A 22,632-nucleotide genomic window follows, 5' to 3' on the forward strand; every position below is an offset into this window, starting at 1 on the left:
AAATCTGTTCCCTGTTTTCTCTATCCCTAAACACAAATAAACTTCCGGGGCTTGTTTGTGGGGTTATTGAAATACCATTTATCATGTTATCCTTTATTGCCAATAAAGTCAAGCGTTTTTATGTATACGCCAGGATTAGTTGCCATGACTTCAATATGTGACTTCTAGTAAGTACAAACCGTGTGCCGCCGCAGTTTTCCCTGCTCTTTGGCGATCTTTCGCCTCGAGTATTTTTTGGATATCTTCAGGCTCGTCCCAGCCAATGCCGACTGCTAGCAAAGCACCAGCAATCGTACGAACCATATTGTAAAGAAATCCATCTCCTTCCACTTCAAGAACTAGTTCGTCGTGATGCCGTTCAAGTGTTAGTTTTCGGATCGTGCGGACTTTATTCGAAGTAGCGGTCTTCGCCGAACAGAAACTTGTGAAGTCATGTGTGCCAATCAAATAGGCAGCACCTGCATTCATTCGTTCTATATCAGGATTCCATCTACCTAAATGGACTGCAAAATTACGTTCGAATGGGCTTTGCAATTCTCCATAGGACCATTTATATCGATACGTTTTGCCTTTTGCACCGTAACGGGCGTGAAAGTCTTTAGACACCTGTTCAATCGCAGTTATACGAATGTCCTTAGGTAGCAATACATTCAATGCCATCAGCCAACGATCACCTAAATCAAGAGGTGTGTCAAAATGAATGACCTGGCCTAACGCATGAACACCGGCATCGGTTCGTCCGCTTGCTACCGCGTGTGATGTCGGGTTTTTATGCAATTTAACAAGGGCTTTATCAATCTCAGCTTGAACTGTCCGCATGTTTGGTTGCGATTGATAGCCGGCAAAATACGTCCCGTCGTACGAAACAGTTGCTTTCATTCGTTTCAATTTATTCACTTCCTCACCCACAACAATACACCTACTAATAGCACAAACGTGATCAGAACAGCAGTATCCCTTATGTGCCAAGACAGCTGACGGAACCTTGTGCGACCTTCTCCACCACGGTAGCCACGCACTTCCATAGCGATCGCCAAATCTTCCGCACGCTTAAACGCACTAACAAATAGTGGTACAAGCAACGGAATGACTGCCTGCACCCGTTCTTTGATGGAACCGGTACTTAAATCAGACCCTCTAGCTAATTGTGCCTTTAAAATTTTATCCGTTTCATCCATCAAGGTTGGAATAAAACGTAGTGATATGGACATCATCAATGCCAACTCATGTACTGGCAATTTCAGCTTTTTAAAAGGATTGAGCAACGTTTCCAATCCATCCGTAATCGAGATCGGTGAAGTGGTTAGTGTCAATACTGTCGTAATCAAAACAAGAACTAAAAATCGGATGGATATAAATATACCCATTCGCAATCCCTCTTCATATATTTTGATAAACTTCCATTCAAATATAATAGGTCCTTCGCGTGTAAAGAAAATATGTAATAGAAGAGTAAAAATGATCAAAAAAATGACTGGTTTTAATCCATTAATCAAAAAGTACGGTCTAATTCGGGCAAGTGCAATAACAAATGCTGTGAAGCCAAGCAAAATGGCATAGGACACAACGTTATTAGCCAAGAATACCGCTACTACAAACAGAAAGACAAAGAGCAATTTGGAACGAGGATCCATACGATGCACAATGGATGTACCTGGAATAAAACGGCCTATAATCATTTTTTCTAACATGGCCGCTCCTCTTTTCTTGCAATAGCTTTTGCTAATTCTTGTGCCAATATGTCTTCCGTAAGTGCAATACGATCGAAACGTTGACCACTCATCTTTTCAATCTCACGCTGAAAACGCACGGAACGCGGGATGCTGAGTCGAAATGAATGAAGCTCGTCTTCCATACTATATATTTCTTCAGGCGTCCCTTCCATCACGGCTGTCCCCTCATGCATCACCAGGATTCGATCACTGTAACGTGCCGCATCTTCCATACTATGGGTCACAAGAATGGTCGTTAGACTCTCCGTCTTATGCAAATGATGGAATAACTCCATAATCTCCTTACGACCTTTAGGATCCAACCCCGCTGTAGGCTCGTCAAGGACCAAGACAGATGGCTTGAACGCCAAGACACCTGCAATCGCAACGCGCCGCATTTGACCTCCTGACAGTTCGAAAGGAGACTTCTGCAACACATCATCCGGCAGACCTAACAGTTTCACTAATTCATGTGCGCGAGCTCTTGCTTCTTCTTTCGGCACACCAAAATTTATGGGACCGAACATGATATCTTTTTCAACTGTTTCTTCAAATAACTGATGTTCAGGGAACTGAAACACAATTCCTACTTGGTGCCGTACTTCCTTCATCTGCTTACCTTTAGTTTGGGCAGTAATCATCGTGTCACCTATTTGGACGATACCTTCAGACGGCTTTAGCAACCCATTCAAATGAAGCAATAGAGTCGACTTCCCTGAGCCCGTATGACCAATAATTGATGTATAAGAGCCTGAAGGGATCGTAGCTGTCACGTCGTGCAAAGCACGTTTCTCAAACGGTGAATCTTTAGCGTATAAGTATCCTACTTGCTGAAGTGAAATGTCCACAATTCATTCACCAACTCTTCTTCTGTCATATGATTGCCTTGCAACTCTACGCCAGCTGCTCTTACTAACTCAGAAACGCGTAAAGCAAAAGGCAGATCGAGCCCAATCTTTTCGAGCTCAGTACCTTGGCGGAAAATTTCCTGTGGTGTACCTACCATCAATACTTGTCCTTCATTCATTACCAATATACGATCTGCCAATAATACTTCTTCTAAATCATGTGTAATGGATAACACAGTCAAACCAATTTCCGATCGCAACTTCTTGACGATCTCAATGACCTCTTCACGTCCTTTCGGATCCAACATGGAAGTGGCTTCATCCAAAATAAGTAGCTCGGGATGCAATGCTAATGCGCCTGCAATCGCTACACGCTGCTTCTGACCGCCTGATAGATGATGTGGCTCATGATTAATGTAATCCGTCATCTTCACTTGTTCTAAAGCCTCTTGAACACGTTTTACCATCATGTCGTATGGTACACCGTTATTTTCTAGTGCGAAAGCTACGTCATCCTGTACCGTAGATCCGACAAACTGATTATCGGGGTTTTGAAAGACAATACCCATACGTGAACGTGTTTCCCAAAGATTTTCTTCTGATAATCGTTCCGAGAAGAGATGTACTTCACCTGATGAAGGAAACATCAAGCCAATCAACAGCTTTGCTAGCGTCGACTTACCAGAACCGTTATGTCCTACAACTGCCAGCCATTCTCCTTCATACAAAGTGAAAGACGCATTATTCAATGCCTTAGTTGACTCAGGTGAAGAGTCTTCATCCTCCATATCGTAAGAGAACTCTACCTGGTGCATCGACGCTATTTCCTTCATTTAGATTCCTCCTCTTAGCTGTTGCTATGGATCAATATAAGCTCTATGTAATCAATTATTCTTATGTATAAAAAAAAAGCGCGTACCTCATCTAAGGAATGCGCCTTTGAAAACGAAAATGCCGGGTGCTCATGCCGACATCTCAGATGAGGTACGTAGAGCTAGACCAGTCGATTACTCGCGGATCATAACACTCAGCTTTTATGTCGTATAAATCTCGTAGTTGTAATAAAAGGGTGTGCTGTGCGTGACAGACACACCCTCGAAGTGTTGGAATTACACCAGTTCAATAATAACTACTGGTGCGCCATCGCCACGGCGAGGTCCCATTTTCATTATACGTGTATAACCGCCTTGGCGATCTGCATAACGTGGTGCTACTGTATCAAACAACTTTTGAAGTGCAAACACTGTTGCTTCTTCGCCTTCTCCGTTTTCAACAGTCACCTTTTCACGACGGATATATTCAGCCGCTTGACGACGTGCATGAAGATCTCCGCGTTTTCCAAGAGTGATCATCTTTTCAACTACTTTACGTAATTCTTTTGCACGTGTTTCAGTTGTCTGGATGCGCTCATGAATAATAAGATCTGTCGTTAAGTCGCGAAGCATTGCTTTACGTTGTGAACTTGTGCGTCCAAGTTTTCTGTATCCCATTTGAAGTTACCCTCCTTCAATATATGTCAGTTATTCTTCAGAGCGTAACTCAAGGTTTAGCTCATCCAATTTAGCTTTCACTTCTTCAAGTGATTTACGGCCTAAGTTTCGCACTTTCATCATTTCGTCTTCAGACTTGTTAGCAAGTTCTAAAACTGTATTGATGCCTGCACGCTTCAAGCAGTTATAAGATCGGACAGAAAGATCAAGTTCTTCAATTGTCATTTCCAAAACTTTTTCTTTTTGGTCTTCTTCTTTTTCTACCATGATTTCTGCAGTTTGTGCTTCGTCAGTCATACCAACGAATATATTCAAATGCTCTGTAAGAATTTTAGCTCCAAGTGATACTGCCTCTTTAGGACCAATGCTTCCATCTGTCCATACATCGAGTGTCAACTTATCAAAGTTGGTACTTTGTCCGACGCGAGTGTTTTCAACTTGGAAGTTAACGCGTGATACAGGAGTGTAAATCGAGTCGATTGGAATTACACCAATCGCTAGATCCTCACGTTTGTTTTGATCGGAAGGAACATATCCGCGTCCACGTACAGCATACATACGCATACGTAAATGTCCATTTTTACCGAGAGTAGCAATCGGGAGATCTGGATTTAATACTTCAACATCACTATCATGTGTGATGTCTGCAGCCGTCACGACGCCTTCACCTTTCACATCGATCTCAATAACTTTCTCATCGTCTGAGTAAATTTTGAGAGCTAGTTTCTTCACATTCAAAATAACTGTAGATACGTCTTCGACGACACCTTCAATTGTAGCGAATTCATGAAGTACACCATCGATTTGAATAGATGTCACAGCAGCTCCTGGTAATGAAGACAAGAGAATGCGGCGCAAGGAATTCCCTAAGGTGTTTCCATATCCACGCTCTAAAGGTTCGATAATAAACTTACCGAACTGTGAATCTTCACCGATCGTTACTGTTTCAATCTTTGGTTTCTCAATCTCGATCATTTATTTACCCTCCTCAAAACGTCTCTATATTGGTTTAACCTTATTGAATTCACTGATAATAGATAGTCTATTTCAACAGTATTAACAAAAAATGTCTTTCTTAATCCAATAGATTCAAACCGATTATACGCGACGACGTTTTGGCGGGCGACAACCATTGTGCGGAACCGGAGTTACGTCTCTGATTGCAGTAACTTCAAGACCAGCAGCTTGTAGTGAACGAATAGCCGCTTCACGACCAGCACCTGGGCCTTTAACTGTTACTTCCAATGATTTTAAACCGTGTTCCATTGCTGTTTTCGCTGCAGTTTCAGCAGCCATTTGTGCAGCAAATGGAGTGGATTTACGGGAACCTCTAAAGCCAAGTGCACCAGCGCTAGACCATGAAAGTGCATTACCGTGGCTATCCGTGATAGTTACGATAGTGTTATTGAACGTTGAACGGATATGTGCGATACCAGTCTCAATATTCTTTTTTACACGACGTTTACGAGTTTGTTGTTTACGTGCCATGTTGGAAAGAACCCTCCTTTACCTAATTATTTTTTCTTGTTAGCCATTGTACGTTTAGGACCCTTACGCGTACGTGCATTGTTTTTCGTGTTTTGTCCACGAACAGGCAATCCACGACGGTGACGGATACCACGGTTACTACCGATTTCCATCAAACGCTTGATATTTAGAGAAGTTTCACGACGAAGATCTCCTTCTACTTTCAAGCCGTCAATTTGTTCACGAATCTTATCAAGCTCAGCGTCAGTTAAATCACGAACGCGAGTCTCTGTTGAAACATCAGCTGCAGTTAAAATTGATTGTGCAGTTGTTTTACCAATACCGAATATATATGTCAATGAAATGACAACGCGCTTATCGCGCGGAACGTCTACACCAGCAATACGTGCCATATAAGTTGTGCACCTCCTTGTGTTTTAGCCTTGTCTTTGTTTATGCTTTGGATTTTCACAGATTACCATTACTCGGCCGCGTCTACGAATAACTTTACATTTTTCGCAGATCGGTTTTACAGATGGTCTTACTTTCATCTTACCCAACCTCCTTCAGTATTTCGGGAGTGCAAAAGTTTATTTGAAACGGTATGTGATACGACCACGTGTTAAATCGTAAGGTGAAAGTTCCAATGTCACCTTGTCGCCTGGCAGAATACGAATAAAGTGCATACGAATTTTACCTGACACGTGTGCAAGCACAGTATGTCCGTTCTCTAACTCCACTTTAAACATCGCATTCGGCAACGTTTCAAGAACAGTTCCTTCTACCTCAATTACGTCGTCCTTCGCCATCAATCCTGTCTCCCTTCTATATCCAATAAAGGCTTTCACCATCGAGCGGCATCAGTTGCCTTCAAAAGGCTTCCTTCAACATATGTCCAGTTAGCATGAGTGATATTCGAAAGACGTCTGCCACATTTCGCTGTTTCGCATAAATCACGAATGAGATCCTTTATTGCCCTCGTTGCAGTGCCAATTATATATTATACTGCCATTGGCAATAGAATGCATGTCGGAACTACCAAGGAATTAATGATAAACTCTCATTGATCTTATAACAGGAACTTAATGTATTTGCAGTTCGATTTCATCCATTACCTTCCGAACAATGATGAAGATGTGCCCGAAAAGGATTGATTACTTTTTACCTTGTTGCAAAACAGCATCTAAGTCCTTGAATACAAGATTAATATCCTGTTGGCCATTAATTTTAGTCAGTACACCTTTTTCGCCATAAAAGTCGAGTAAAGGAGCTGTCTGATTCATATTTACTTCCAGACGATTCATGACAGTATCCGGATTATCATCTGCACGTTGGTAAAGTTCGCCACCATCCTTATCACACACATCTTCTACCTTTGGTGGGTTGAAGATCAAGTGATACGATGTGCCACATACTTTACAAATTCGACGGCCAGATAACCTTGCAACTAATTCCTCTGTATCGACTTCTATGTCCAATACATACTCAATGCTTTTTCCCAAATCCTTAAGTAAAGCATCTAGTGCTTTAGCTTGTGGAACTGTTCTAGGGAAGCCATCAAGCAAGAATCCTTTGTCACAATCCGGTTTGCTTAAACGTTCACGCACGATACCAATGGTAACTTCATCAGGAACTAATGCTCCTTGATCCATGAACGATTTTGCCTTAACTCCAAGTTCCGTGCCATCTTTGATGGCAGCACGGAACATATCGCCTGTAGAAATATGGGGGATTCCGTATTTCTCGACAATTTTGTCTGCTTGTGTGCCTTTACCAGCACCAGGCAGACCCATTAATACGATATTCATACGTCCTTGCCCTCCATTTGTTAACAATAGGTCAGGCTATTGCTTTTTATTTCATAAAGCCTCTGTAATGTCTCTTCACTAATTGTGATTCTAATTGCTTCATTGATTCAAGGGCAACCCCTACTACAATGAGCAAGCTCGTTCCGCCGATTTGAGCGGATTGAGGCAGATTCGCCAAGTTGATGAAGAAGATTGGCATAACCGCTACGACGGCTAGGAAAATCGAGCCGACGAACGTTAGTCTATACAGAGTACTTGTTAAGTACTTTTGAGTGTTTGCTCCTGGACGAATTCCTGGAATATATGCACCTTGTTTTTTCAGATTTTCTGCCATATTTTCTGGATTCACTTGAATGAATGCATAGAAATACGTAAATGCGATAATAAGTGCTACATATAAAATCATTCCGATTGGATTCGTATAATCGAAGATCCGAATAATCGTTTTAGTTACACTGTTCTCACCGAAAAATGGAGCGATTTGTTGTGGCGTAATGAAGAATGCCACCGCAAAGATTACCGGGATAACTCCTGCAGCATTCAATTTCAAAGGTAAATGTGTTTGTTGACTTGCAACAGACTGATTGCGTCCCGAGACACGTTTCGCATATTGAATCGGAATTTTCCGCAATGCTTCTTGGAAGTAAATAACTCCGACCACAATGGCTACGATCACGATTAGCAGTAAGACCATTGTTGCAATTCTAATAAATAGTGCATCTCCAGCGTCTTGAATTTGCGTTACATACAACTGATTAACAGCATTTGGAATGCCGGCAACAATCCCTGCAAAGATAATGATGGAAATACCATTCCCCACGCCTTTTGCAGTAATTTGTTCGCCAAGCCATAAAAGGAAAGCTGTACCAGCAGTCAACACAATCGCAATTGTAATATACGTAGATACGCTATTGTCTTGAATCAGTGTACCACCAAATGTTTGGTTGAAACCAAACGACATGGCCAGTGCTTGAATAAAGGCTAGAGCGATCGTGAAATATCTTGTGAATTGTGCAAGTTTACGTCTTCCGACATCACCTTGTTTTGACCACTCAGTAAACTTTGGAACAACATCCATCTGCAAGAGTTGTACAATGATGGATGCCGTGATATACGGCATAATCCCCATTGCAAAGATCGAGAAGTTGGATAATGCTCCTCCACCGAATGTGTTCAAGAATCCGATAAACTGGTTATCCGATTGTTGTAAAGCAGTTGCATCAACGTTTGGAACCGGAACAAATGTCCCTAGTCTAAAAACGATGAGCACTAGGAGGGTGAAAATTATTTTAGACCGGATCTCCTTCACACGCATGAAATTAGAGATTGTCTGAAACATTATACCACCTCTGTTTGCCCGCCTGCTTTTTCAATTGCTTCTTTTGCAGAAGCGGAGAATTTGTTAGCACGTACTGTGATCTTCTTATCAAGTGTTCCGTTACCCAGAATCTTGATACCAGACTTAGCATTGCTTACAACACCAGTTTCAATTAGCAATTCCGGTGTTACTTCCGTGCCTTCTTCGAAACGATTTAATGTATCAAGGTTAACGATGGCATAATCTTTACGATTGATGTTCGTGAACCCACGCTTAGGAAGTCGTTGGAAAAGAGGAATTTGTCCACCTTCGAAACCAAGACGTACACCGCCGCCTGAACGAGCGTTTTGACCGTCATGACCTCTACCAGAAGTCTTACCTGTTCCAGATCCAATACCACGACCAACGCGTTTGCGGTTTCTGCGAGATCCCTCAGCTGGTTTTAGCTCATGTAATTTCATCTTATCGGCACCTCCTTATTGTAAAATAGTACTTAAATTTCTTTAACGGTTACCAAGTGGCTAACTTTTGTGAGCATACCACGGATGGCATCATTGCTTTGATGCTCAACTGTTTGATTTAACTTTCGAAGGCCTAGTGCTTCAATTGTTTTACGCTGTGTTGGCTTTGAACCAATAACACTTTTCGTAAGGGTGACTTCAAGTTTGTTCGTCATTGTATTTCCCCCCTTAACCTAACAGTTCTTCTACGGATTTACCACGCAATTTGGCAATGTCTTCTGCGCGTTTCAAATTCTGCAACCCTTCGATTGTTGCACGTACCATGTTGATTGGTGTGCTTGATCCAAGAGATTTAGAAAGAATATCCGTGATGCCTGCAAGTTCAAGTACCGCACGGACAGGTCCACCTGCGATAACACCAGTACCCGGAGCAGCTGGCTTGATGAGGATTTGTCCTGCACCAAAGCGTCCGATTACTTCATGTGGAGTTGTACCTTTGACCATTGGCACTACAATCAAGTTTTTCTTCGCATCTTCAATTGCTTTACGGATTGCATCTGGAACTTCTTGTGCTTTACCAGTACCAAAACCGACACGACCATTTTTATCTCCGACTACGACAAGTGCAGTGAAGCGGAAACGACGTCCACCTTTTACAACTTTCGCAACGCGGTTGATCGTTACTACGCGTTCTTCAAACTCACTTTTGTTCTGATCATTACGACGCATGAAATATGTCCCTCCCTCTTAATTAAAATTCCAGACCATTTTCGCGTGCAGCGTCAGCTAATGCTTTTACACGGCCGTGGAAAAGATATCCGCCGCGGTCGAATACAACCGTTTTGACGTCTTTTTCAACAGCTTTCTTTGCAATAAGCTCGCCGACTTTAGCTGCAGATTCAGTGTTACCTGTAGATCCTGCCTCAACATCTTTATCTCTTGTAGAAGCGCTAACGATTGTTACGCCATTCAAGTCATCAATCAATTGTGCATAGATGTGCTTGTTTGAACGATAAACGTTTAGACGTGGACGCTCTGCAGTTCCGCTGATTTTCGTACGCACACGTGCGTGACGCTTTCTACGGACAGCGTTTTTATCTTGTTTCGTGATCATCGGAGTCACTCCTTCCAAATACCTCTAGCGGTATTATTTACCTGTTTTACCTTCTTTACGACGAACGATTTCGCCTTCATAACGAATACCTTTGCCTTTATACGGCTCTGGTGGACGTACTTGACGGATGTTAGAAGCAAGAGCACCTACGTGTTCTTTGTTGTATCCGCGAACAATTACTTTCGTGTTCGCTGGAACTTCAACTTCTACACCTTCTTCTGGTGTGAACTCTACTGGATGTGAATAACCTACGTTCAATACAAGTTTCTTCCCTTGCATAGAAGCACGATATCCAACACCAACTAATTCAAGTGTGCGTTCAAAACCTGTAGATACTCCCACTACCATGTTGTTAAGAACAGAGCGTGTAGTACCGTGAATTGAACGGTGAGCTTTTGATTCAGAAGGACGAGTAAATGTAATTACGTTGTCTTCTTGAGTGATCGTAATTTCTTTATCTAATTGTCTCGAAAGTTCACCTTTCGGACCTTTAACAGTAGCGAAGTTTTCATCTGAAATTGTTACAGTAACACTCTCAGGAACTTCGATCTGACGATTACCAATACGGGACATTCTATTGCACCTCCATTCAATTGTTGCTAATTACCAAACGTAAGCGACGACTTCTCCGCCGACTTGTTTAGCGCGGGCTTCTTTGTCTGTTAATACACCGTTTGATGTAGAAACTAGTGCAACACCTAAGCCGTTAAGTACTTTAGGTACTTCGTTTGATTTAGCATATACACGAAGTCCTGGTTTAGAAATACGTTTCAAGCCATTGATAACGCGTTCGTTATCTTGACCGTATTTTAGGAAAATGCGGATGATGCCTTGTTTGTTATCTTCCACGTATTCCACATCACGAACGAAACCTTCTCGTTTTAAGATCTCGGCGATTTCTTTCTTTACGTTTGAAGCAGGTACCTCAAGCTTCTCGTGGCGAACCATGTTCGCATTACGGATGCGTGTAAGCATATCTGCAATCGGATCACTCATTGTCATTTGAATTAACCTCCTTCCCTAATTAGGGGTTTACCAGCTGGCTTTTTTAACGCCAGGAAGTTGTCCCTTGTATGCAAGTTCGCGGAAACAAATACGGCAAAGTTTAAATTTGCGATATACTGAATGTGGACGACCACAACGTTCGCAGCGTGTATATTCTTGTACTTTGTACTTTGGCGTACGTTTCTGTTTAGCGATCATAGATTTCTTAGCCACGTTTTCGCCTCCCTATTATTTTACTTTTGGAATGGCATGCCACACTGTGCAAGCAACTCACGTGCTTCTTCATCAGTGTTAGCTGTCGTCACGATGACGATATCCATCCCTCGTACTTTTGATACTTTATCGAAGTCAATTTCAGGGAAAATAAGTTGCTCTTTCACACCAAGAGTATAGTTACCGCGACCGTCAAACGCTTTTTTAGAAACGCCACGGAAGTCACGTACACGTGGTAATGAGATTGAAACTAATTTATCGAGAAACTCATACATACGCTCACCGCGAAGCGTTACTTTTGCTCCGATCGGCATACCTTCACGTAAACGGAATCCTGCGATAGATTTTTTCGCTTTAGTAATGACTGGTTTTTGACCTGAAATAGTTGCAAGATCCTCTACAGCTGCATCAAGTGCTTTTGTATTTTGGACAGCATCACCAACACCCATGTTGATAACGATTTTATCTACTTTAGGTACTTGCATAACAGATGTATATTCAAACTTGCTCATTAGAGCAGGTGTGATTTCTTTAGAAAACTTCTCTTTCAAACGACTCATCAGTCGGACCTCCTTTCATGCAATACTTACTTATCCAGTGATTCACCGGATTTTTTTGCAATACGTACTTTTTTACCGTCTTCCATTTTATAACCTACACGAGTCGGCTCGCCTGTTTTAGGATCGATTGCCATCACGTTTGAGACATGAATTGTAGACTCTTGGCTTACAATTCCGCCCTGTGGGTTTTCTTGGTTCGGTTTTGTGTGTTTTTTGACGATATTAATACCTTCAACAAGCACACGGTCTTTTTTCGGATAAGCAGTTAGGATCACACCTGTTTTGCCTTTATCTTTCCCAGAGATCACCATTACTTTGTCGCCTTTTTTAACGTGCATTTATCGCACCTCCTTGACTGGCTCTGTCATTAGAATTAAAGAACTTCTGGAGCAAGTGAAATGATTTTCATAAAGTTGCTGTCGCGTAGTTCGCGAGCAACCGGTCCGAAAATACGTGTTCCACGTGGCCCTTTATCATCACGGATAATAACGCAAGCATTCTCATCGAATGTAATGTATGAACCGTCTTTACGACGAACTCCACTTTTCGTACGAACAATGACCGCTTTAACGACGTCACCCTTCTTAACAACGCCACCTGGTGTTGCCTTCTTAACCGTAACAACAACTACATCACCGATGTTAGCTACTTTACGACCTGATCCGCCTAGTACTTTAATTGTTAGTACTTCGCGTGCACCAGAGTTGTCAGCAACTTTCATTCTACTTTCCTGTTGAATCATCGAGGTTACCTCCTTCCGAAATCTGGGTTAAAAACCAATTAGATGATGATCGCTTTTTCAACGACTTCTAGAAGACGGAAACGCTTAGTTGCCGATAATGGACGAGTTTCCATAATGCGAACAACATCGCCGATTTTCGCTTCGTTTAGCTCATCATGAACTTTAAGTTTCTTAGAGTACTTTACACGCTTACCGTATAAAGAATGTTTTTTGTATGTTTCTACCATTACCGTTACGGTTTTATCCATTTTATCGGAAACCACACGGCCTGTGTATACTTTGCGCTGGTTACGCTCAGTCATGGCTGCAACCTCCTTCATCAGTTATTTGCACTGATTTCTCTTTGTCGTATTACAGTTTTCATGCGCGCAATCGATTTGCGTACTTCACGGATGCGTGCAGTGTTTTCTAATTGACCTGTCGCTAACTGGAAGCGAAGGTTGAAAAGCTCTTCTTTAAGTGATTTCACTTTTTGCTCGATCTCTGCAGTTGTTAAGTCACGAATTTCATTAGCTTTCATTAGACTCACCACCAATTTCTTGTCGTTTTACAAACTTGCTTGTTACAGGAAGTTTGTGCGATGCAAGTCTAAGTGCCTCACGAGCAACCTCTTCTGAAACACCTGCAATTTCGAACATTACTCTACCAGGTTTCACAACTGCAACCCAGCCTTCAACAGCACCTTTACCGGAACCCATCCGGACTTCTAGAGGCTTTTTAGTATATGGTTTGTGCGGGAAAATATTGATCCATACTTTACCGCCACGTTTCATGTAACGAGTCATAGCAATACGAGCAGATTCAATCTGACGGTTTGTGATCCAACTTGCTTCTAGAGCTTGAAGACCATATTCACCAAATTGAACTGTAGCGCCACCTTTTGTTTCACCACGCATTTTCCCACGGAATACACGACGATGTTTTACACGTTTAGGCATTAACATATTATTTGCCTCCTTCCCCAGAGTTCTTCTTAACTTTTACTGGAAGGACTTCACCACGATAAATCCATACCTTTACGCCAAGCTTACCATAAGTAGTATCAGCTTCAGCATGTGCATAATCTATATCTGCACGTAATGTATGAAGAGGGACAGTTCCTTCACTGTAGTGTTCTGCACGAGCGATATCAGCACCGCCGAGACGACCAGACACTTGTGTTTTGATTCCTTTTGCGCCAGAACGAATAGTACGTTGGATCGCCTGTTTCTGTGCACGACGGAATGATACACGACTTTCTAATTGACGAGCGATTGATTCTGCGACTAATCTCGCATCCAAGTCAGCACGTTTGATTTCTACGATGTTGATGTGTACACGCTTGCCTGTGATCTCGTTAAGTTGCTTGCGAAGTGTTTCTACTTCGGAACCACCTTTACCGATAACCATACCTGGCTTTGCAGTGTGGATTGTAATGTTAACACGCTTAGCAGCACGTTCAATTTCAACTTTTGAAACTGATGCTTCAATAAGACGCTTTTCGATGTATTCACGGATCTTTAAGTCTTCATGTAGTAAGGACGCATAGTCTTTTTCCGCGTACCATTTTGAGTCCCAGTCACGGATGACGCCTACACGGAGTCCATTAGGATGTACTTTTTGGCCCACTAATTACCCCTCCTTCTTTTCAGATACCACTAATGTGATGTGGCTTGTACGTTTGTTAATCGCACTCGCACGACCTTGTGCACGTGGACGGAAACGTTTCATTGTTGGTCCTTCGTCTACGAATACTTCACTGACGATTAAGTTCTCAGTATCCATTTCGTAGTTGTGTTCAGCGTTTGCAATTGCAGATTTCAATAATTTTTCCACGACTGGAGATGCCGCTTTAGGCGTAAGTCGTAGAATAGCCATAGCTTCACCTATATTCTTGCCGCGGATAAGATCAACGACCAAACGAACTTTGCGAGAAGCAATACGGACTGTGCGTACAGATGCTTTAGCTTGTTGCATCAGGATAACCTCCTCTCAAATTAGCGTTTTGTTTTCTTATCGTCGGCACCATGGCCTCTGTATGTGCGTGTAGGTACGAATTCACCTAGTTTGTGACCTACCATATCTTCTGTTACATAAACAGGTACGTGTTTACGTCCATCATATACTGCAATCGTTAATCCGATGAAAGTCGGGAAGATTGTTGAACGGCGTGACCATGTTTTAATAACTTGTTTCTTTTCTGCATTTTTTTGTGCGTCAACCTTTTTTAGTAAATGGTCATCTGCAAAAGGTCCTTTTTTCAAGCTGCGGCCCATTCTGGAACCTCCTTCCGAGTATGTACTACGGTCCATCTACTGAACCGCAGTGCAATAACATTATTTTTTACGACGACGAACGATAAACTTATCTGATTTCTTGTTCTTCGTACGTGTCTTGAATCCAAGAGTTGGTTTACCCCAAGGAGTAACAGGACTTGGCATACCGATTGGCGTACGTCCTTCACCACCACCGTGTGGGTGATCATTAGGGTTCATTACAGATCCACGAACAGTTGGACGTTTGCCTAACCAACGTGAACGACCTGCTTTACCAATGTTGATCAATTCGTGCTGTTCGTTACCAACTTGACCGATTGTAGCACGGCAAGTAGCAAGAATCATACGAACTTCACCTGACTGTAGACGAATGATGACGTATTTGCCTTCGCGTCCTAGTAATTGAGCTGATGTTCCTGCTGAACGAACTAGTTGTCCGCCTTTGCCTGGCTTCATTTCAATGTTGTGAATCGTAGATCCCATAGGAATGTTCTCTAATGGTAGAGCGTTTCCTACGCGAATATCCGCTTCAGGTCCTGAAATGATTGTGGAACCTACTGTCAATCCTTTAGGAGCAAGGATATATTTCTTTTCTCCATCTGCATAGTTGATTAATGCGATGTTTGCTGAACGGTTTGGATCGTATTCGATCGTAGCAACGCGTCCTGGAATGCCATCTTTCCGACGTTGGAAATCGATGACACGGTATTGGCGCTTATGTCCTCCACCTTGGTGACGAACTGTCATTCTACCTTGGTTGTTACGTCCGCCTTTACGCTTTACTGGTGCAAGCAATGATTTTTCCGGTTTGCTAGCTGTAATCTCAGCAAAGTCAGAAGAAGTCATGTTACGACGTCCGTTGGAGGTAGCTTTGTACTTCTTAATCGCCATTTTGTGTTCCCTCCTTCATTTAGTATGAGTTAATTACATTTCAAAAAGTTCAATATCTTTGGAATCTGTAGTTAGTGTAACAATTGCCTTGCGGCGTTTGTTCGTATAACCAGCATGTTTCCCCATACGCTTGAACTTACCTTTGTAGTTCATCACGTTAACTTTTTCTACTTTAACACCGAAGATTTCTTCAACAGCTTGTTTCACGTGCGTTTTGTTCGCGCGTGTATCAACTTCGAATGTATATTTTCTTAAGTCTTCCATTTGTTCAGAAGAACGCTCGGTAATGACCGGACGTTTCAGAATATCACGTGCTTCCATTAACCAAGCACCTCCTCGACTTTTTCTATTGCTGCTTTTGTCATAACTAGCTGGTCATGTCCGACTAAGTCAAGAATGTTAATACCATTCGCTGAAATGACGCTGATTCCTGGAATATTACGAGCAGACAACGCTACTGTTTCTTCTGGATCAGCTGTAACAAATAATGCTTTCTTAGTAATTGAAAGATCTTCAAGAACTTTTACAAAGCCTTTTGTTTTTGGTGCATCAAATGCTAAGTTTTCTAGAACGATTAATTCTTCAGCTGCTACTTTCGTAGAAAGAGCGGATAGAAGTGCTAAACGGCGAACTTTCTTAGGCATTTTATAGCTGTAGCTACGTGGTGATGGACCGAATACGATACCGCCTCCACGCCATTGTGGTGATCTGATTGAACCTTGACGAGCACGACCTGTACCCTTTTGACGCCACGGTTTACGACCGCCGCCTGCCACTTCCGCACGAGTTTTAACCTTGTGATTACCTTGGCGTAAAGAGGCTTGTTGTTGAACAATTGCTTCGAATAATACTGCTTCATTCGGCTCGATTCCAAAAATCGCATCGTTTAGTTCGATGTCGCCGACAGCAGAACCTGTTTGACTTACTACAGATACTTTAGGCATTCCTGTTTCCTCCTTTCTGTTTTACTCAGTTTCCTTTGATAGCACTTTTCACTTGTACAAGTGATTTACGAGCGCCAGGAACGTTACCTTTTACTAATAACAAGTTGCGCTCAGCGTCAACTCGAACGATTTCAACGTTTTGGATCGTTACTGTTTTGCCACCAGTACGTCCAGGTAATTTCTTTCCTTTGAATACGCGTTGTGCATCGACTGCTCCAAGTGAACCTGGTGCGCGGTGGAAACGTGATCCGTGAGTCATTGGTCCACGTGAGTAACCGTGGCGCTTAATAACACCTTGGAATCCTTTACCTTTTGAAACTCCTGTAATGTCTACTACTTCGCCTTCTGCGAACGTATCGACTTTGACTTCCTGACCAACTTCGTATGCACTAACGTCAGCTCCGCGAACTTCGCGAATGAAGCGCTTAGGTGCCGTGTTAGCTTTTGCTACGTGGCCTTGCTCAGGCTTGTTTGAAAGCTTTTCACGTTTATCATCAAATCCTATTTGGATTGACTCGTAGCCGTCTGTTTCGATTGTCTTCTTTTGAAGTACAACGTTTGGAGCAGCTTCAATCACTGTTACTGGGATTAGATCGCCGTTTTCAGCAAATACTTGCGTCATTCCGACTTTTCTTCCTAAGATTCCTTTGGTCATTAGTCACACCTCCTGTAATATTGTTTGTTTTTTATGTTTTATAGTTTAATTTCGATGTCGACGCCTGATGGTAAATCAAGCTTCATAAGTGCATCCACCGTTTGTGGTGTTGGATTCACGATATCGATTAAACGTTTGTGAGTACGCATTTCAAATTGCTCACGTGAATCTTTATATACGTGAACAGAACGCAATACCGTGTAAACTGATCTTTCAGTTGGCAACGGAATTGGACCTGAAACACTAGCTCCAGAACGTTTAGCCGTTTCAACAATCTTTTCAGCTGACTGATCGATCATTCTGTGATCGTAAGCTTTCAATCTAATACGAATCTTTTGTTTTGCCATTACTTTCCCTCCCTTTCGCCTATTTTCTAGACAATTCTCCACGAAAATTTTCCTTACACGCGCCATGGCAAAGCGGCCGGGTGTATCGGTAACCTCTCGCTTCATCGCAGTCAAAGACCAACATTCAACATTATACATAATATAAAAGGTTTGCGCAACCCTTTTGAAGAAATTAGTTTAACTTTTAATCCGTTTACTATCCTACCACCTTTTCTTGCAATTTGCACGTGATTTGAAGGTCGTTTATAGAATCCCATTTACATTTCTCTGTACAGTGGCTCGGGATACGCTCGGATATACGTTACTGACTTTGGTATTACTGAAAACAAAAAAATCCCGCCTTAAAGGCGGGATCAAAAAATTATTTTGTGATTGTTGCTACAACGCCAGCTCCAACTGTACGTCCACCTTCACGGATTGAGAATTTAGTACCTTCTTCAATCGCGATAGGAGAAATAAGTTCAACTGTCATTTCAACGTTATCTCCAGGCATAACCATTTCTACGCCTTCAGGAAGTTGAATGATACCTGTTACGTCAGTTGTACGGAAGTAGAACTGAGGACGGTAGTTTGAGAAAAATGGAGTGTGACGTCCACCTTCTTCTTTTGATAGAACATAAACTTCAGATTTGAACTGAGTGTGTGGAGTGATTGTTCCTGGCTTAGCAAGAACTTGTCCACGTTCGATATCTTCACGAGCTACACCACGAAGAAGAGCTCCGATGTTGTCGCCAGCTTCTGCATAGTCAAGAAGTTTACGGAACATCTCTACACCTGTTACAGTTGTAGATTTTGGTTCTTCAGCAAGACCGATGATGTCAACAACATCTCCGACTTTAACTACTCCACGCTCAACACGTCCTGTTGCTACTGTACCACGGCCTGTGATTGAGAATACATCCTCAACTGGCATCATGAATGGCTTTTCAGTATCACGTGTTGGAGTTGGGATATAGTCATCTACAGCTTGCATAAGTTCGATGATTTTTTCTTCCCACTCAGCTTCACCTTCAAGAGCTTTTAGAGCTGAACCTTTGATTACTGGAATATCATCACCAGGGAAGTCATACTCAGAAAGAAGTTCGCGAATTTCCATCTCTACTAATTCAAGTAGTTCTTCGTCATCTACCATGTCACATTTGTTCATGAAGACAACTAGGTAAGGAACACCTACTTGACGAGAAAGAAGGATGTGCTCACGAGTTTGTGGCATCGGGCCATCAGCAGCAGATACTACTAGGATTCCGCCGTCCATTTGTGCAGCACCAGTGATCATGTTTTTAACATAGTCAGCGTGACCTGGGCAGTCAACGTGTGCGTAGTGACGCTTATCAGTTTCGTACTCTACGTGTGAAGTACTGATTGTAATTCCACGCTCTTTTTCTTCAGGTGCGTTATCAACGTCAGCGTATGACTTTGCTTCTCCACCTTGTGCTTTAGAAAGAACTGTTGCGATTGCAGCAGTCAAAGTTGTTTTACCATGGTCAACGTGACCAATTGTTCCTACGTTTGCGTGCTCCTTGGAGCGGTCGAATTTTTCTTTAGCCATTTTAGAGGTCCTCCCTTAATTTGAACAAGTTTAGTTTTTTTAGCATGGAAGCCGAAAGCGTCCCCTCGACTATCCATATCTTACAAGTATTACTTATAGGAAACAAGGATGAACTGTATTATTCACCTTTGTTTTTCTTGATTACTTCTTCAGCGATAGATTTTGGAAGTTCTTCATAGTGATCAAACACCATTGAGAACACTCCTCGTCCTTGCGTGTTTGAACGTAGAGATGTTGCATAACCGAACATTTCAGCAAGTGGAACCATTGCACGAACTACTTGTGCGTTACCACGAGCTTCCATACCTTCTACACGGCCACGGCGTGATGTAATGTCACCCATGATATCGCCCATGTATTCTTCCGGAATGATAACTTCTACTCTCATTGTTGGTTCAAGAATTACAGGATCACATTTTGATGCAGCATTTTTCAAAGCCATTGACGCAGCGACCTTAAATGCCATCTCGTTGGAGTCAACGTCATGGTAAGATCCGTCAAACAGGCGTGCTTTGACATCGATTAAAGGATATCCAGCCAAAATACCGTTATCTAATGAATCACGAACTCCTGCTTCAACTGCTGGGATGTATTCACGAGGAACAGATCCACCAACAATATTATTCACGAATTCGAATCCTTTTCCTTCTTCGTTTGGTCCAAATTCGATCCATACGTGACCAAACTGTCCACGTCCACCTGATTGGCGAACAAATTTACCTTCGACTTCAGCTGACTGACGGAATGTTTCGCGGTAAGATACTTGTGGTGCACCCACGTTTGCTTCCACTTTAAATTCACGACGTAGACGGTCGACGATAATATCCAAGTGAAGTTCACCCATACCCGCGATGATTACTTCTCCTGTTTCCTGATCTGTATGCGCACGGAATGTTGGATCCTCTTCTTGTAACTTACCAAGGGCTTGGCCCATTTTATCTTGGTCCGCTTTTGTTTTTGGTTCGATTGCTACAGAGATAACCGGCTCAGGGAATTCCATTGATTCAAGAATGATCAATTGTTTCTCGTCACATAGTGTGTCTCCAGTAGTTGTATCTTTCAAACCAACAGCAGCAGCAATTTCACCCGCGTGTACTTCAGAAATCTCTTCACGGCTGTTAGCGTGCATTTGTAGGATACGTCCTACGCGTTCGCGCTTGCCTTTTGTAGAGTTTGTTACATAAGAACCCGCCTGAAGAACTCCTGAGTAGATACGGAAGAATGTAAGCTTCCCTACGTAAGGATCCGTCATGACTTTAAATGCTAAAGCAGAGAATGGTGCTTCATCAGTTGACTCACGCACTTCATCTTCTTCAGTTTCGGGGTTAAAGCCCATCATTGGTGGTACATCAAGTGGTGATGGTAGATAGTCTACTACCGCATCTAGTACTAGTTGTACACCTTTGTTTTTGAAAGCAGTACCACAAACAACAGGGTAGAATTCGACTGCCAACGTAGCTTTACGAATAGCTGTTGTAATTTCTTCTGTTGTAAGTTCCTCGCCGCCAAGATATTTTTCCATAAGATCTTCATCGAAATCTACAATAGCTTCAATTAGGCTCTCACGGTATTTTTTAGCTAGTTCAAGATGTTCAGCAGGAATTTCTTCCTCTGTAATATCTGTTCCTAGATCATTTCCATACATAGTTGCCTTCATTTCGATTAAGTCGATAATTCCTGAGAAGTTATCTTCCGCACCAATTGGCAATTGGATAGGGTGTGCATTCGCTTGTAGGCGTTCACGTAGTGTACCTACTGAATAAAGGAAATCAGCACCTGTTTTATCCATTTTGTTTACGAATACGAGACGTGGTACTTTATAGTTTGTCGCCTGGCGCCAAACTGTCTCTGTTTGTGGTTCTACACCTGATTGTGCATCAAGTACTGCTACAGCACCATCCAACACACGAAGTGAACGTTCAACTTCAACTGTGAAGTCTACGTGTCCCGGTGTATCGATGATGTTTACGCGGTGACCTTTCCATGCTGCTGTTGTTGCAGCAGAAGTAATCGTGATTCCACGTTCTTGCTCTTGCTCCATCCAGTCCATTTGTGATGCACCTTCGTGCGTTTCACCAATCTTGTGGATTTTACCTGTGTAAAAAAGGATCCGCTCTGTTGTCGTTGTCTTACCAGCGTCAATGTGAGCCATGATACCAATGTTACGAGTATTCTCTAGTGAGAACTCTCTAGCCATTTTGTAATCTCCTTCCGTTTCGGATTACTGCTATTGTTTATCCGACCTTACCAGCGATAGTGAGCGAATGCTCTGTTGGCTTCAGCCATTTTATGCATTTCTTCACGGCGTTTAACAGAAGCACCTGTGTTGTTTGATGCATCAAGAATTTCGTTCGCTAGACGTTCTTCCATTGTTTTCTCTCCACGTGTACGTGAATAGTTTACAAGGTAACGAAGGCCTAGAGTAGAACGACGTTCAGGGCGTACTTCAACCGGTACTTGATAGTTAGCTCCACCTACACGGCGAGCGCGCACTTCAAGAACTGGCATTACATTATTTAAAGCTGCTTCGAATACTTCGAGTGGCTCTTGTCCAGAACGTTCTTTAACAATTTCGAACGCTCCATAAAGAATCTTTTGAGAAGTACCTTTTTTACCGTCTACCATCATTTTGTTGATAAGGCGGCTTACAAGCTTGGAATTATAAATCGGATCAGGTAGTACATCACGTTTTGTAACAGGACCTTTACGAGGCATAATTAGTTCCTCCTTTCAATATTGTTAGTTTTGTATTACTTCTTAACTTTAGGCTTTTTAGCTCCATACATTGAACGGCTTTGCATACGGCCAGTAACTCCAGCTGTATCAAGTGCCCCACGTACGATATGGTAACGAACACCCGGTAAGTCTTTTACGCGTCCTCCACGGATTAGTACCACACTGTGTTCTTGCAAGTTGTGGCCTTCACCTGGAATATATGCGTTTACTTCTAATGTATTAGTTAAACGAACACGAGCATACTTACGTAGTGCCGAGTTCGGCTTCTTAGGAGTCATAGTACCAACACGTGTACAAACACCTCTTTTTTGTGGTGAGTTCACGTCAGTCATAGACTTTTTAAAGCTGTTGTAGCTTTTTCCTAGAGCCGGTGACTTAGAGTTTTCCGACTTCGATTTACGAGGTTTACGGACTAATTGATTAATTGTAGGCATCAGGTTGTTCCTCCTTCCGAGTTTTTTATAATACCACACACCCAGGTGGTTCATTTTTAAGTAAAAACAAAGTTCTTGTGCGT

Annotated in this window: 37 protein-coding genes; all 37 read right to left on the reverse strand. The window is 42.4% G+C overall.

Annotation, left to right across the window (positions count from 1 at the left end; genetic code table 11):
• Nucleotides 1-150 precede the first annotated feature (150 nt).
• Complete coding sequence (gene truA, locus SporoP17a_RS08335; protein WP_083035968.1) at nt 151-888, reverse strand: tRNA pseudouridine(38-40) synthase TruA; 738 nt, start codon at nt 886-888, stop codon at nt 151-153.
• Nucleotides 889-893: 5 nt separating this feature from the next.
• A complete protein-coding gene (locus tag SporoP17a_RS08340) occupies nt 894-1,691 on the reverse strand; it encodes an energy-coupling factor transporter transmembrane component T family protein (protein ID WP_083034243.1) in 798 nt (265 codons plus the stop codon).
• Nucleotides 1,685-2,560: an energy-coupling factor ABC transporter ATP-binding protein gene (locus SporoP17a_RS08345; RefSeq protein ID WP_083034244.1), complete on the reverse strand. Its 876-nt coding sequence runs from the start codon at nt 2,558-2,560 to the stop codon at nt 1,685-1,687. Before SporoP17a_RS08345 ends, SporoP17a_RS08340 begins: the two co-directional genes overlap by 7 nt.
• Complete coding sequence (locus tag SporoP17a_RS08350) at nt 2,536-3,393, reverse strand: energy-coupling factor ABC transporter ATP-binding protein (protein ID WP_083034245.1); 858 nt, start codon at nt 3,391-3,393, stop codon at nt 2,536-2,538. Before SporoP17a_RS08350 ends, SporoP17a_RS08345 begins: the two co-directional genes overlap by 25 nt.
• Before the next feature lie 276 nt (nt 3,394-3,669).
• Nucleotides 3,670-4,050: a 50S ribosomal protein L17 gene (gene rplQ, locus SporoP17a_RS08355; protein ID WP_029053254.1), complete on the reverse strand. Its 381-nt coding sequence runs from the start codon at nt 4,048-4,050 to the stop codon at nt 3,670-3,672.
• Between the two features lie 30 nt (nt 4,051-4,080).
• A complete protein-coding gene (locus SporoP17a_RS08360; RefSeq protein WP_029053255.1) occupies nt 4,081-5,025 on the reverse strand; it encodes a DNA-directed RNA polymerase subunit alpha in 945 nt (314 codons plus the stop codon).
• 123 nt (nt 5,026-5,148) lie between these two features.
• Entirely contained in the window at nt 5,149-5,538 is a 390-nt protein-coding gene (gene rpsK, locus SporoP17a_RS08365; protein ID WP_009499031.1) for a 30S ribosomal protein S11, read from the reverse strand.
• Nucleotides 5,539-5,564: 26 nt separating this feature from the next.
• Nucleotides 5,565-5,930: a 30S ribosomal protein S13 gene (gene rpsM, locus SporoP17a_RS08370; protein ID WP_083034246.1), complete on the reverse strand. Its 366-nt coding sequence runs from the start codon at nt 5,928-5,930 to the stop codon at nt 5,565-5,567.
• Nucleotides 5,931-5,954: 24 nt separating this feature from the next.
• Nucleotides 5,955-6,068, reverse strand: coding sequence for a 50S ribosomal protein L36 (gene rpmJ / locus SporoP17a_RS08375; protein ID WP_076758849.1), 114 nt, complete (start codon nt 6,066-6,068; stop codon nt 5,955-5,957).
• Between the two features lie 39 nt (nt 6,069-6,107).
• On the reverse strand, nt 6,108-6,326 hold the full coding sequence (gene infA / locus SporoP17a_RS08380) for a translation initiation factor IF-1 (RefSeq protein ID WP_029053257.1): 219 nt from the start codon (nt 6,324-6,326) through the stop codon (nt 6,108-6,110).
• Between the two features lie 345 nt (nt 6,327-6,671).
• Nucleotides 6,672-7,325, reverse strand: coding sequence for an adenylate kinase (locus SporoP17a_RS08385; protein ID WP_083034247.1), 654 nt, complete (start codon nt 7,323-7,325; stop codon nt 6,672-6,674).
• Between the two features lie 46 nt (nt 7,326-7,371).
• Nucleotides 7,372-8,664, reverse strand: a complete 1,293-nt coding sequence (secY, locus tag SporoP17a_RS08390) for a preprotein translocase subunit SecY (protein WP_083034248.1) — start codon at nt 8,662-8,664, stop codon at nt 7,372-7,374.
• Nucleotides 8,664-9,104, reverse strand: a complete 441-nt coding sequence (rplO, locus tag SporoP17a_RS08395) for a 50S ribosomal protein L15 (RefSeq protein ID WP_083034249.1) — start codon at nt 9,102-9,104, stop codon at nt 8,664-8,666. Before rplO ends, secY begins: the two co-directional genes overlap by 1 nt.
• Before the next feature lie 32 nt (nt 9,105-9,136).
• Nucleotides 9,137-9,319, reverse strand: coding sequence for a 50S ribosomal protein L30 (gene rpmD / locus SporoP17a_RS08400; protein ID WP_083034250.1), 183 nt, complete (start codon nt 9,317-9,319; stop codon nt 9,137-9,139).
• Nucleotides 9,320-9,332: 13 nt separating this feature from the next.
• Nucleotides 9,333-9,833: a 30S ribosomal protein S5 gene (gene rpsE / locus SporoP17a_RS08405; protein ID WP_083034251.1), complete on the reverse strand. Its 501-nt coding sequence runs from the start codon at nt 9,831-9,833 to the stop codon at nt 9,333-9,335.
• 22 nt (nt 9,834-9,855) lie between these two features.
• Nucleotides 9,856-10,218, reverse strand: a complete 363-nt coding sequence (rplR, locus tag SporoP17a_RS08410; RefSeq protein ID WP_083034252.1) for a 50S ribosomal protein L18 — start codon at nt 10,216-10,218, stop codon at nt 9,856-9,858.
• A gap of 33 nt (nt 10,219-10,251) precedes the next feature.
• Nucleotides 10,252-10,791, reverse strand: a complete 540-nt coding sequence (gene rplF, locus SporoP17a_RS08415) for a 50S ribosomal protein L6 (protein WP_083034253.1) — start codon at nt 10,789-10,791, stop codon at nt 10,252-10,254.
• Nucleotides 10,792-10,821: 30 nt separating this feature from the next.
• Nucleotides 10,822-11,220, reverse strand: a complete 399-nt coding sequence (gene rpsH / locus SporoP17a_RS08420; RefSeq protein ID WP_029053265.1) for a 30S ribosomal protein S8 — start codon at nt 11,218-11,220, stop codon at nt 10,822-10,824.
• Between the two features lie 30 nt (nt 11,221-11,250).
• Complete coding sequence (locus SporoP17a_RS08425; protein WP_008298870.1) at nt 11,251-11,436, reverse strand: type Z 30S ribosomal protein S14; 186 nt, start codon at nt 11,434-11,436, stop codon at nt 11,251-11,253.
• A 20-nt stretch (nt 11,437-11,456) separates the two neighbouring features.
• The gene (rplE, locus tag SporoP17a_RS08430; RefSeq protein WP_029053266.1) at nt 11,457-11,996 is read right to left on the reverse strand and encodes a 50S ribosomal protein L5; all 540 of its coding nucleotides are present in this window, start codon (nt 11,994-11,996) and stop codon (nt 11,457-11,459) included.
• A gap of 26 nt (nt 11,997-12,022) precedes the next feature.
• Entirely contained in the window at nt 12,023-12,334 is a 312-nt protein-coding gene (rplX, locus tag SporoP17a_RS08435; RefSeq protein WP_083034254.1) for a 50S ribosomal protein L24, read from the reverse strand.
• Nucleotides 12,335-12,369: 35 nt separating this feature from the next.
• Nucleotides 12,370-12,738 (reverse strand): 50S ribosomal protein L14, encoded by a 369-nt coding sequence (gene rplN / locus SporoP17a_RS08440; protein WP_029053268.1) that lies wholly within the window; start codon nt 12,736-12,738, stop codon nt 12,370-12,372.
• A gap of 38 nt (nt 12,739-12,776) precedes the next feature.
• Nucleotides 12,777-13,040, reverse strand: a complete 264-nt coding sequence (rpsQ, locus tag SporoP17a_RS08445; RefSeq protein ID WP_029053269.1) for a 30S ribosomal protein S17 — start codon at nt 13,038-13,040, stop codon at nt 12,777-12,779.
• 17 nt (nt 13,041-13,057) lie between these two features.
• Nucleotides 13,058-13,258, reverse strand: a complete 201-nt coding sequence (gene rpmC, locus SporoP17a_RS08450; RefSeq protein ID WP_025783856.1) for a 50S ribosomal protein L29 — start codon at nt 13,256-13,258, stop codon at nt 13,058-13,060.
• Nucleotides 13,248-13,682: a 50S ribosomal protein L16 gene (rplP, locus tag SporoP17a_RS08455; RefSeq protein WP_029053270.1), complete on the reverse strand. Its 435-nt coding sequence runs from the start codon at nt 13,680-13,682 to the stop codon at nt 13,248-13,250. Before rplP ends, rpmC begins: the two co-directional genes overlap by 11 nt.
• A 1-nt stretch (nt 13,683) precedes the next feature.
• Nucleotides 13,684-14,346, reverse strand: coding sequence for a 30S ribosomal protein S3 (gene rpsC / locus SporoP17a_RS08460; protein ID WP_029053271.1), 663 nt, complete (start codon nt 14,344-14,346; stop codon nt 13,684-13,686).
• Between the two features lie 3 nt (nt 14,347-14,349).
• Nucleotides 14,350-14,694 (reverse strand): 50S ribosomal protein L22, encoded by a 345-nt coding sequence (gene rplV / locus SporoP17a_RS08465; protein WP_037561627.1) that lies wholly within the window; start codon nt 14,692-14,694, stop codon nt 14,350-14,352.
• A 20-nt stretch (nt 14,695-14,714) separates the two neighbouring features.
• The gene (gene rpsS / locus SporoP17a_RS08470; protein WP_083034255.1) at nt 14,715-14,993 is read right to left on the reverse strand and encodes a 30S ribosomal protein S19; all 279 of its coding nucleotides are present in this window, start codon (nt 14,991-14,993) and stop codon (nt 14,715-14,717) included.
• A gap of 60 nt (nt 14,994-15,053) precedes the next feature.
• Nucleotides 15,054-15,884 carry a 50S ribosomal protein L2 gene (rplB, locus tag SporoP17a_RS08475; RefSeq protein WP_083034256.1) on the reverse strand — a complete coding sequence of 277 codons (831 nt, stop codon included), beginning with the start codon at nt 15,882-15,884 and terminating at the stop codon, nt 15,054-15,056.
• 33 nt (nt 15,885-15,917) lie between these two features.
• Nucleotides 15,918-16,205, reverse strand: coding sequence for a 50S ribosomal protein L23 (rplW, locus tag SporoP17a_RS08480; protein WP_083034257.1), 288 nt, complete (start codon nt 16,203-16,205; stop codon nt 15,918-15,920).
• Nucleotides 16,205-16,828 carry a 50S ribosomal protein L4 gene (gene rplD / locus SporoP17a_RS08485; protein ID WP_083034258.1) on the reverse strand — a complete coding sequence of 208 codons (624 nt, stop codon included), beginning with the start codon at nt 16,826-16,828 and terminating at the stop codon, nt 16,205-16,207. Before rplD ends, rplW begins: the two co-directional genes overlap by 1 nt.
• 25 nt (nt 16,829-16,853) lie before the next feature.
• Nucleotides 16,854-17,483, reverse strand: coding sequence for a 50S ribosomal protein L3 (gene rplC / locus SporoP17a_RS08490; protein ID WP_083034259.1), 630 nt, complete (start codon nt 17,481-17,483; stop codon nt 16,854-16,856).
• A 38-nt stretch (nt 17,484-17,521) separates the two neighbouring features.
• Nucleotides 17,522-17,830, reverse strand: coding sequence for a 30S ribosomal protein S10 (rpsJ, locus tag SporoP17a_RS08495; RefSeq protein ID WP_029053278.1), 309 nt, complete (start codon nt 17,828-17,830; stop codon nt 17,522-17,524).
• A gap of 361 nt (nt 17,831-18,191) precedes the next feature.
• Complete coding sequence (tuf, locus tag SporoP17a_RS08500; protein WP_083034260.1) at nt 18,192-19,379, reverse strand: elongation factor Tu; 1,188 nt, start codon at nt 19,377-19,379, stop codon at nt 18,192-18,194.
• A gap of 118 nt (nt 19,380-19,497) precedes the next feature.
• Complete coding sequence (gene fusA / locus SporoP17a_RS08505) at nt 19,498-21,576, reverse strand: elongation factor G (RefSeq protein ID WP_083034261.1); 2,079 nt, start codon at nt 21,574-21,576, stop codon at nt 19,498-19,500.
• A 47-nt stretch (nt 21,577-21,623) separates the two neighbouring features.
• Complete coding sequence (gene rpsG, locus SporoP17a_RS08510; RefSeq protein ID WP_083034262.1) at nt 21,624-22,094, reverse strand: 30S ribosomal protein S7; 471 nt, start codon at nt 22,092-22,094, stop codon at nt 21,624-21,626.
• Between the two features lie 35 nt (nt 22,095-22,129).
• Nucleotides 22,130-22,549 (reverse strand): 30S ribosomal protein S12, encoded by a 420-nt coding sequence (rpsL, locus tag SporoP17a_RS08515; protein WP_083034263.1) that lies wholly within the window; start codon nt 22,547-22,549, stop codon nt 22,130-22,132.
• Nucleotides 22,550-22,632 lie beyond the last annotated feature (83 nt).

Origin of the sequence: Sporosarcina ureae (genome assembly GCF_002082015.1) — a bacterium.
GTDB classification, from domain to species: Bacteria; Bacillota; Bacilli; order Bacillales_A; family Planococcaceae; genus Sporosarcina; species Sporosarcina ureae_A.

What these genes read in the sequence shown, in the direction of transcription:
- SporoP17a_RS08340 (WP_083034243.1), bottom strand. Translation starts at nt 1,691, where the DNA reads ATGTTAGAAAAAATGATTATAGGCCGTTTTATTCCAGGTACATCCATT.
- SporoP17a_RS08350 (WP_083034245.1), bottom strand. Translation starts at nt 3,393, where the DNA reads ATGAAGGAAATAGCGTCGATGCACCAGGTAGAGTTCTCTTACGATATG.
- rplQ (WP_029053254.1), bottom strand. Translation starts at nt 4,050, where the DNA reads ATGGGATACAGAAAACTTGGACGCACAAGTTCACAACGTAAAGCAATG.
- SporoP17a_RS08360 (WP_029053255.1), bottom strand. Translation starts at nt 5,025, where the DNA reads ATGATCGAGATTGAGAAACCAAAGATTGAAACAGTAACGATCGGTGAA.
- rpsK (WP_009499031.1), bottom strand. Translation starts at nt 5,538, where the DNA reads ATGGCACGTAAACAACAAACTCGTAAACGTCGTGTAAAAAAGAATATT.
- rpsM (WP_083034246.1), bottom strand. Translation starts at nt 5,930, where the DNA reads ATGGCACGTATTGCTGGTGTAGACGTTCCGCGCGATAAGCGCGTTGTC.
- rpmJ (WP_076758849.1), bottom strand. Translation starts at nt 6,068, where the DNA reads ATGAAAGTAAGACCATCTGTAAAACCGATCTGCGAAAAATGTAAAGTT.
- infA (WP_029053257.1), bottom strand. Translation starts at nt 6,326, where the DNA reads ATGGCGAAGGACGACGTAATTGAGGTAGAAGGAACTGTTCTTGAAACG.
- SporoP17a_RS08385 (WP_083034247.1), bottom strand. Translation starts at nt 7,325, where the DNA reads ATGAATATCGTATTAATGGGTCTGCCTGGTGCTGGTAAAGGCACACAA.
- secY (WP_083034248.1), bottom strand. Translation starts at nt 8,664, where the DNA reads ATGTTTCAGACAATCTCTAATTTCATGCGTGTGAAGGAGATCCGGTCT.
- rplO (WP_083034249.1), bottom strand. Translation starts at nt 9,104, where the DNA reads ATGAAATTACATGAGCTAAAACCAGCTGAGGGATCTCGCAGAAACCGC.
- rpmD (WP_083034250.1), bottom strand. Translation starts at nt 9,319, where the DNA reads ATGACGAACAAACTTGAAGTCACCCTTACGAAAAGTGTTATTGGTTCA.
- rpsE (WP_083034251.1), bottom strand. Translation starts at nt 9,833, where the DNA reads ATGCGTCGTAATGATCAGAACAAAAGTGAGTTTGAAGAACGCGTAGTA.
- rplR (WP_083034252.1), bottom strand. Translation starts at nt 10,218, where the DNA reads ATGATCACGAAACAAGATAAAAACGCTGTCCGTAGAAAGCGTCACGCA.
- rplF (WP_083034253.1), bottom strand. Translation starts at nt 10,791, where the DNA reads ATGTCCCGTATTGGTAATCGTCAGATCGAAGTTCCTGAGAGTGTTACT.
- rpsH (WP_029053265.1), bottom strand. Translation starts at nt 11,220, where the DNA reads ATGACAATGAGTGATCCGATTGCAGATATGCTTACACGCATCCGTAAT.
- rplE (WP_029053266.1), bottom strand. Translation starts at nt 11,996, where the DNA reads ATGAGTCGTTTGAAAGAGAAGTTTTCTAAAGAAATCACACCTGCTCTA.
- rplX (WP_083034254.1), bottom strand. Translation starts at nt 12,334, where the DNA reads ATGCACGTTAAAAAAGGCGACAAAGTAATGGTGATCTCTGGGAAAGAT.
- rplN (WP_029053268.1), bottom strand. Translation starts at nt 12,738, where the DNA reads ATGATTCAACAGGAAAGTAGAATGAAAGTTGCTGACAACTCTGGTGCA.
- rpsQ (WP_029053269.1), bottom strand. Translation starts at nt 13,040, where the DNA reads ATGACTGAGCGTAACCAGCGCAAAGTATACACAGGCCGTGTGGTTTCC.
- rpmC (WP_025783856.1), bottom strand. Translation starts at nt 13,258, where the DNA reads ATGAAAGCTAATGAAATTCGTGACTTAACAACTGCAGAGATCGAGCAA.
- rplP (WP_029053270.1), bottom strand. Translation starts at nt 13,682, where the DNA reads ATGTTAATGCCTAAACGTGTAAAACATCGTCGTGTATTCCGTGGGAAA.
- rplV (WP_037561627.1), bottom strand. Translation starts at nt 14,694, where the DNA reads ATGCAACAAGCTAAAGCATCTGTACGCACAGTCCGTATTGCTTCTCGC.
- rpsS (WP_083034255.1), bottom strand. Translation starts at nt 14,993, where the DNA reads ATGGGCCGCAGCTTGAAAAAAGGACCTTTTGCAGATGACCATTTACTA.
- rplB (WP_083034256.1), bottom strand. Translation starts at nt 15,884, where the DNA reads ATGGCGATTAAGAAGTACAAAGCTACCTCCAACGGACGTCGTAACATG.
- rplW (WP_083034257.1), bottom strand. Translation starts at nt 16,205, where the DNA reads ATGGAAGCACGTGATATTCTGAAACGTCCGGTCATTACCGAGCGTTCT.
- rplD (WP_083034258.1), bottom strand. Translation starts at nt 16,828, where the DNA reads ATGCCTAAAGTATCTGTAGTAAGTCAAACAGGTTCTGCTGTCGGCGAC.
- rplC (WP_083034259.1), bottom strand. Translation starts at nt 17,483, where the DNA reads ATGACCAAAGGAATCTTAGGAAGAAAAGTCGGAATGACGCAAGTATTT.
- rpsJ (WP_029053278.1), bottom strand. Translation starts at nt 17,830, where the DNA reads ATGGCAAAACAAAAGATTCGTATTAGATTGAAAGCTTACGATCACAGA.
- tuf (WP_083034260.1), bottom strand. Translation starts at nt 19,379, where the DNA reads ATGGCTAAAGAAAAATTCGACCGCTCCAAGGAGCACGCAAACGTAGGA.
- fusA (WP_083034261.1), bottom strand. Translation starts at nt 21,576, where the DNA reads ATGGCTAGAGAGTTCTCACTAGAGAATACTCGTAACATTGGTATCATG.
- rpsG (WP_083034262.1), bottom strand. Translation starts at nt 22,094, where the DNA reads ATGCCTCGTAAAGGTCCTGTTACAAAACGTGATGTACTACCTGATCCG.
- rpsL (WP_083034263.1), bottom strand. Translation starts at nt 22,549, where the DNA reads ATGCCTACAATTAATCAATTAGTCCGTAAACCTCGTAAATCGAAGTCG.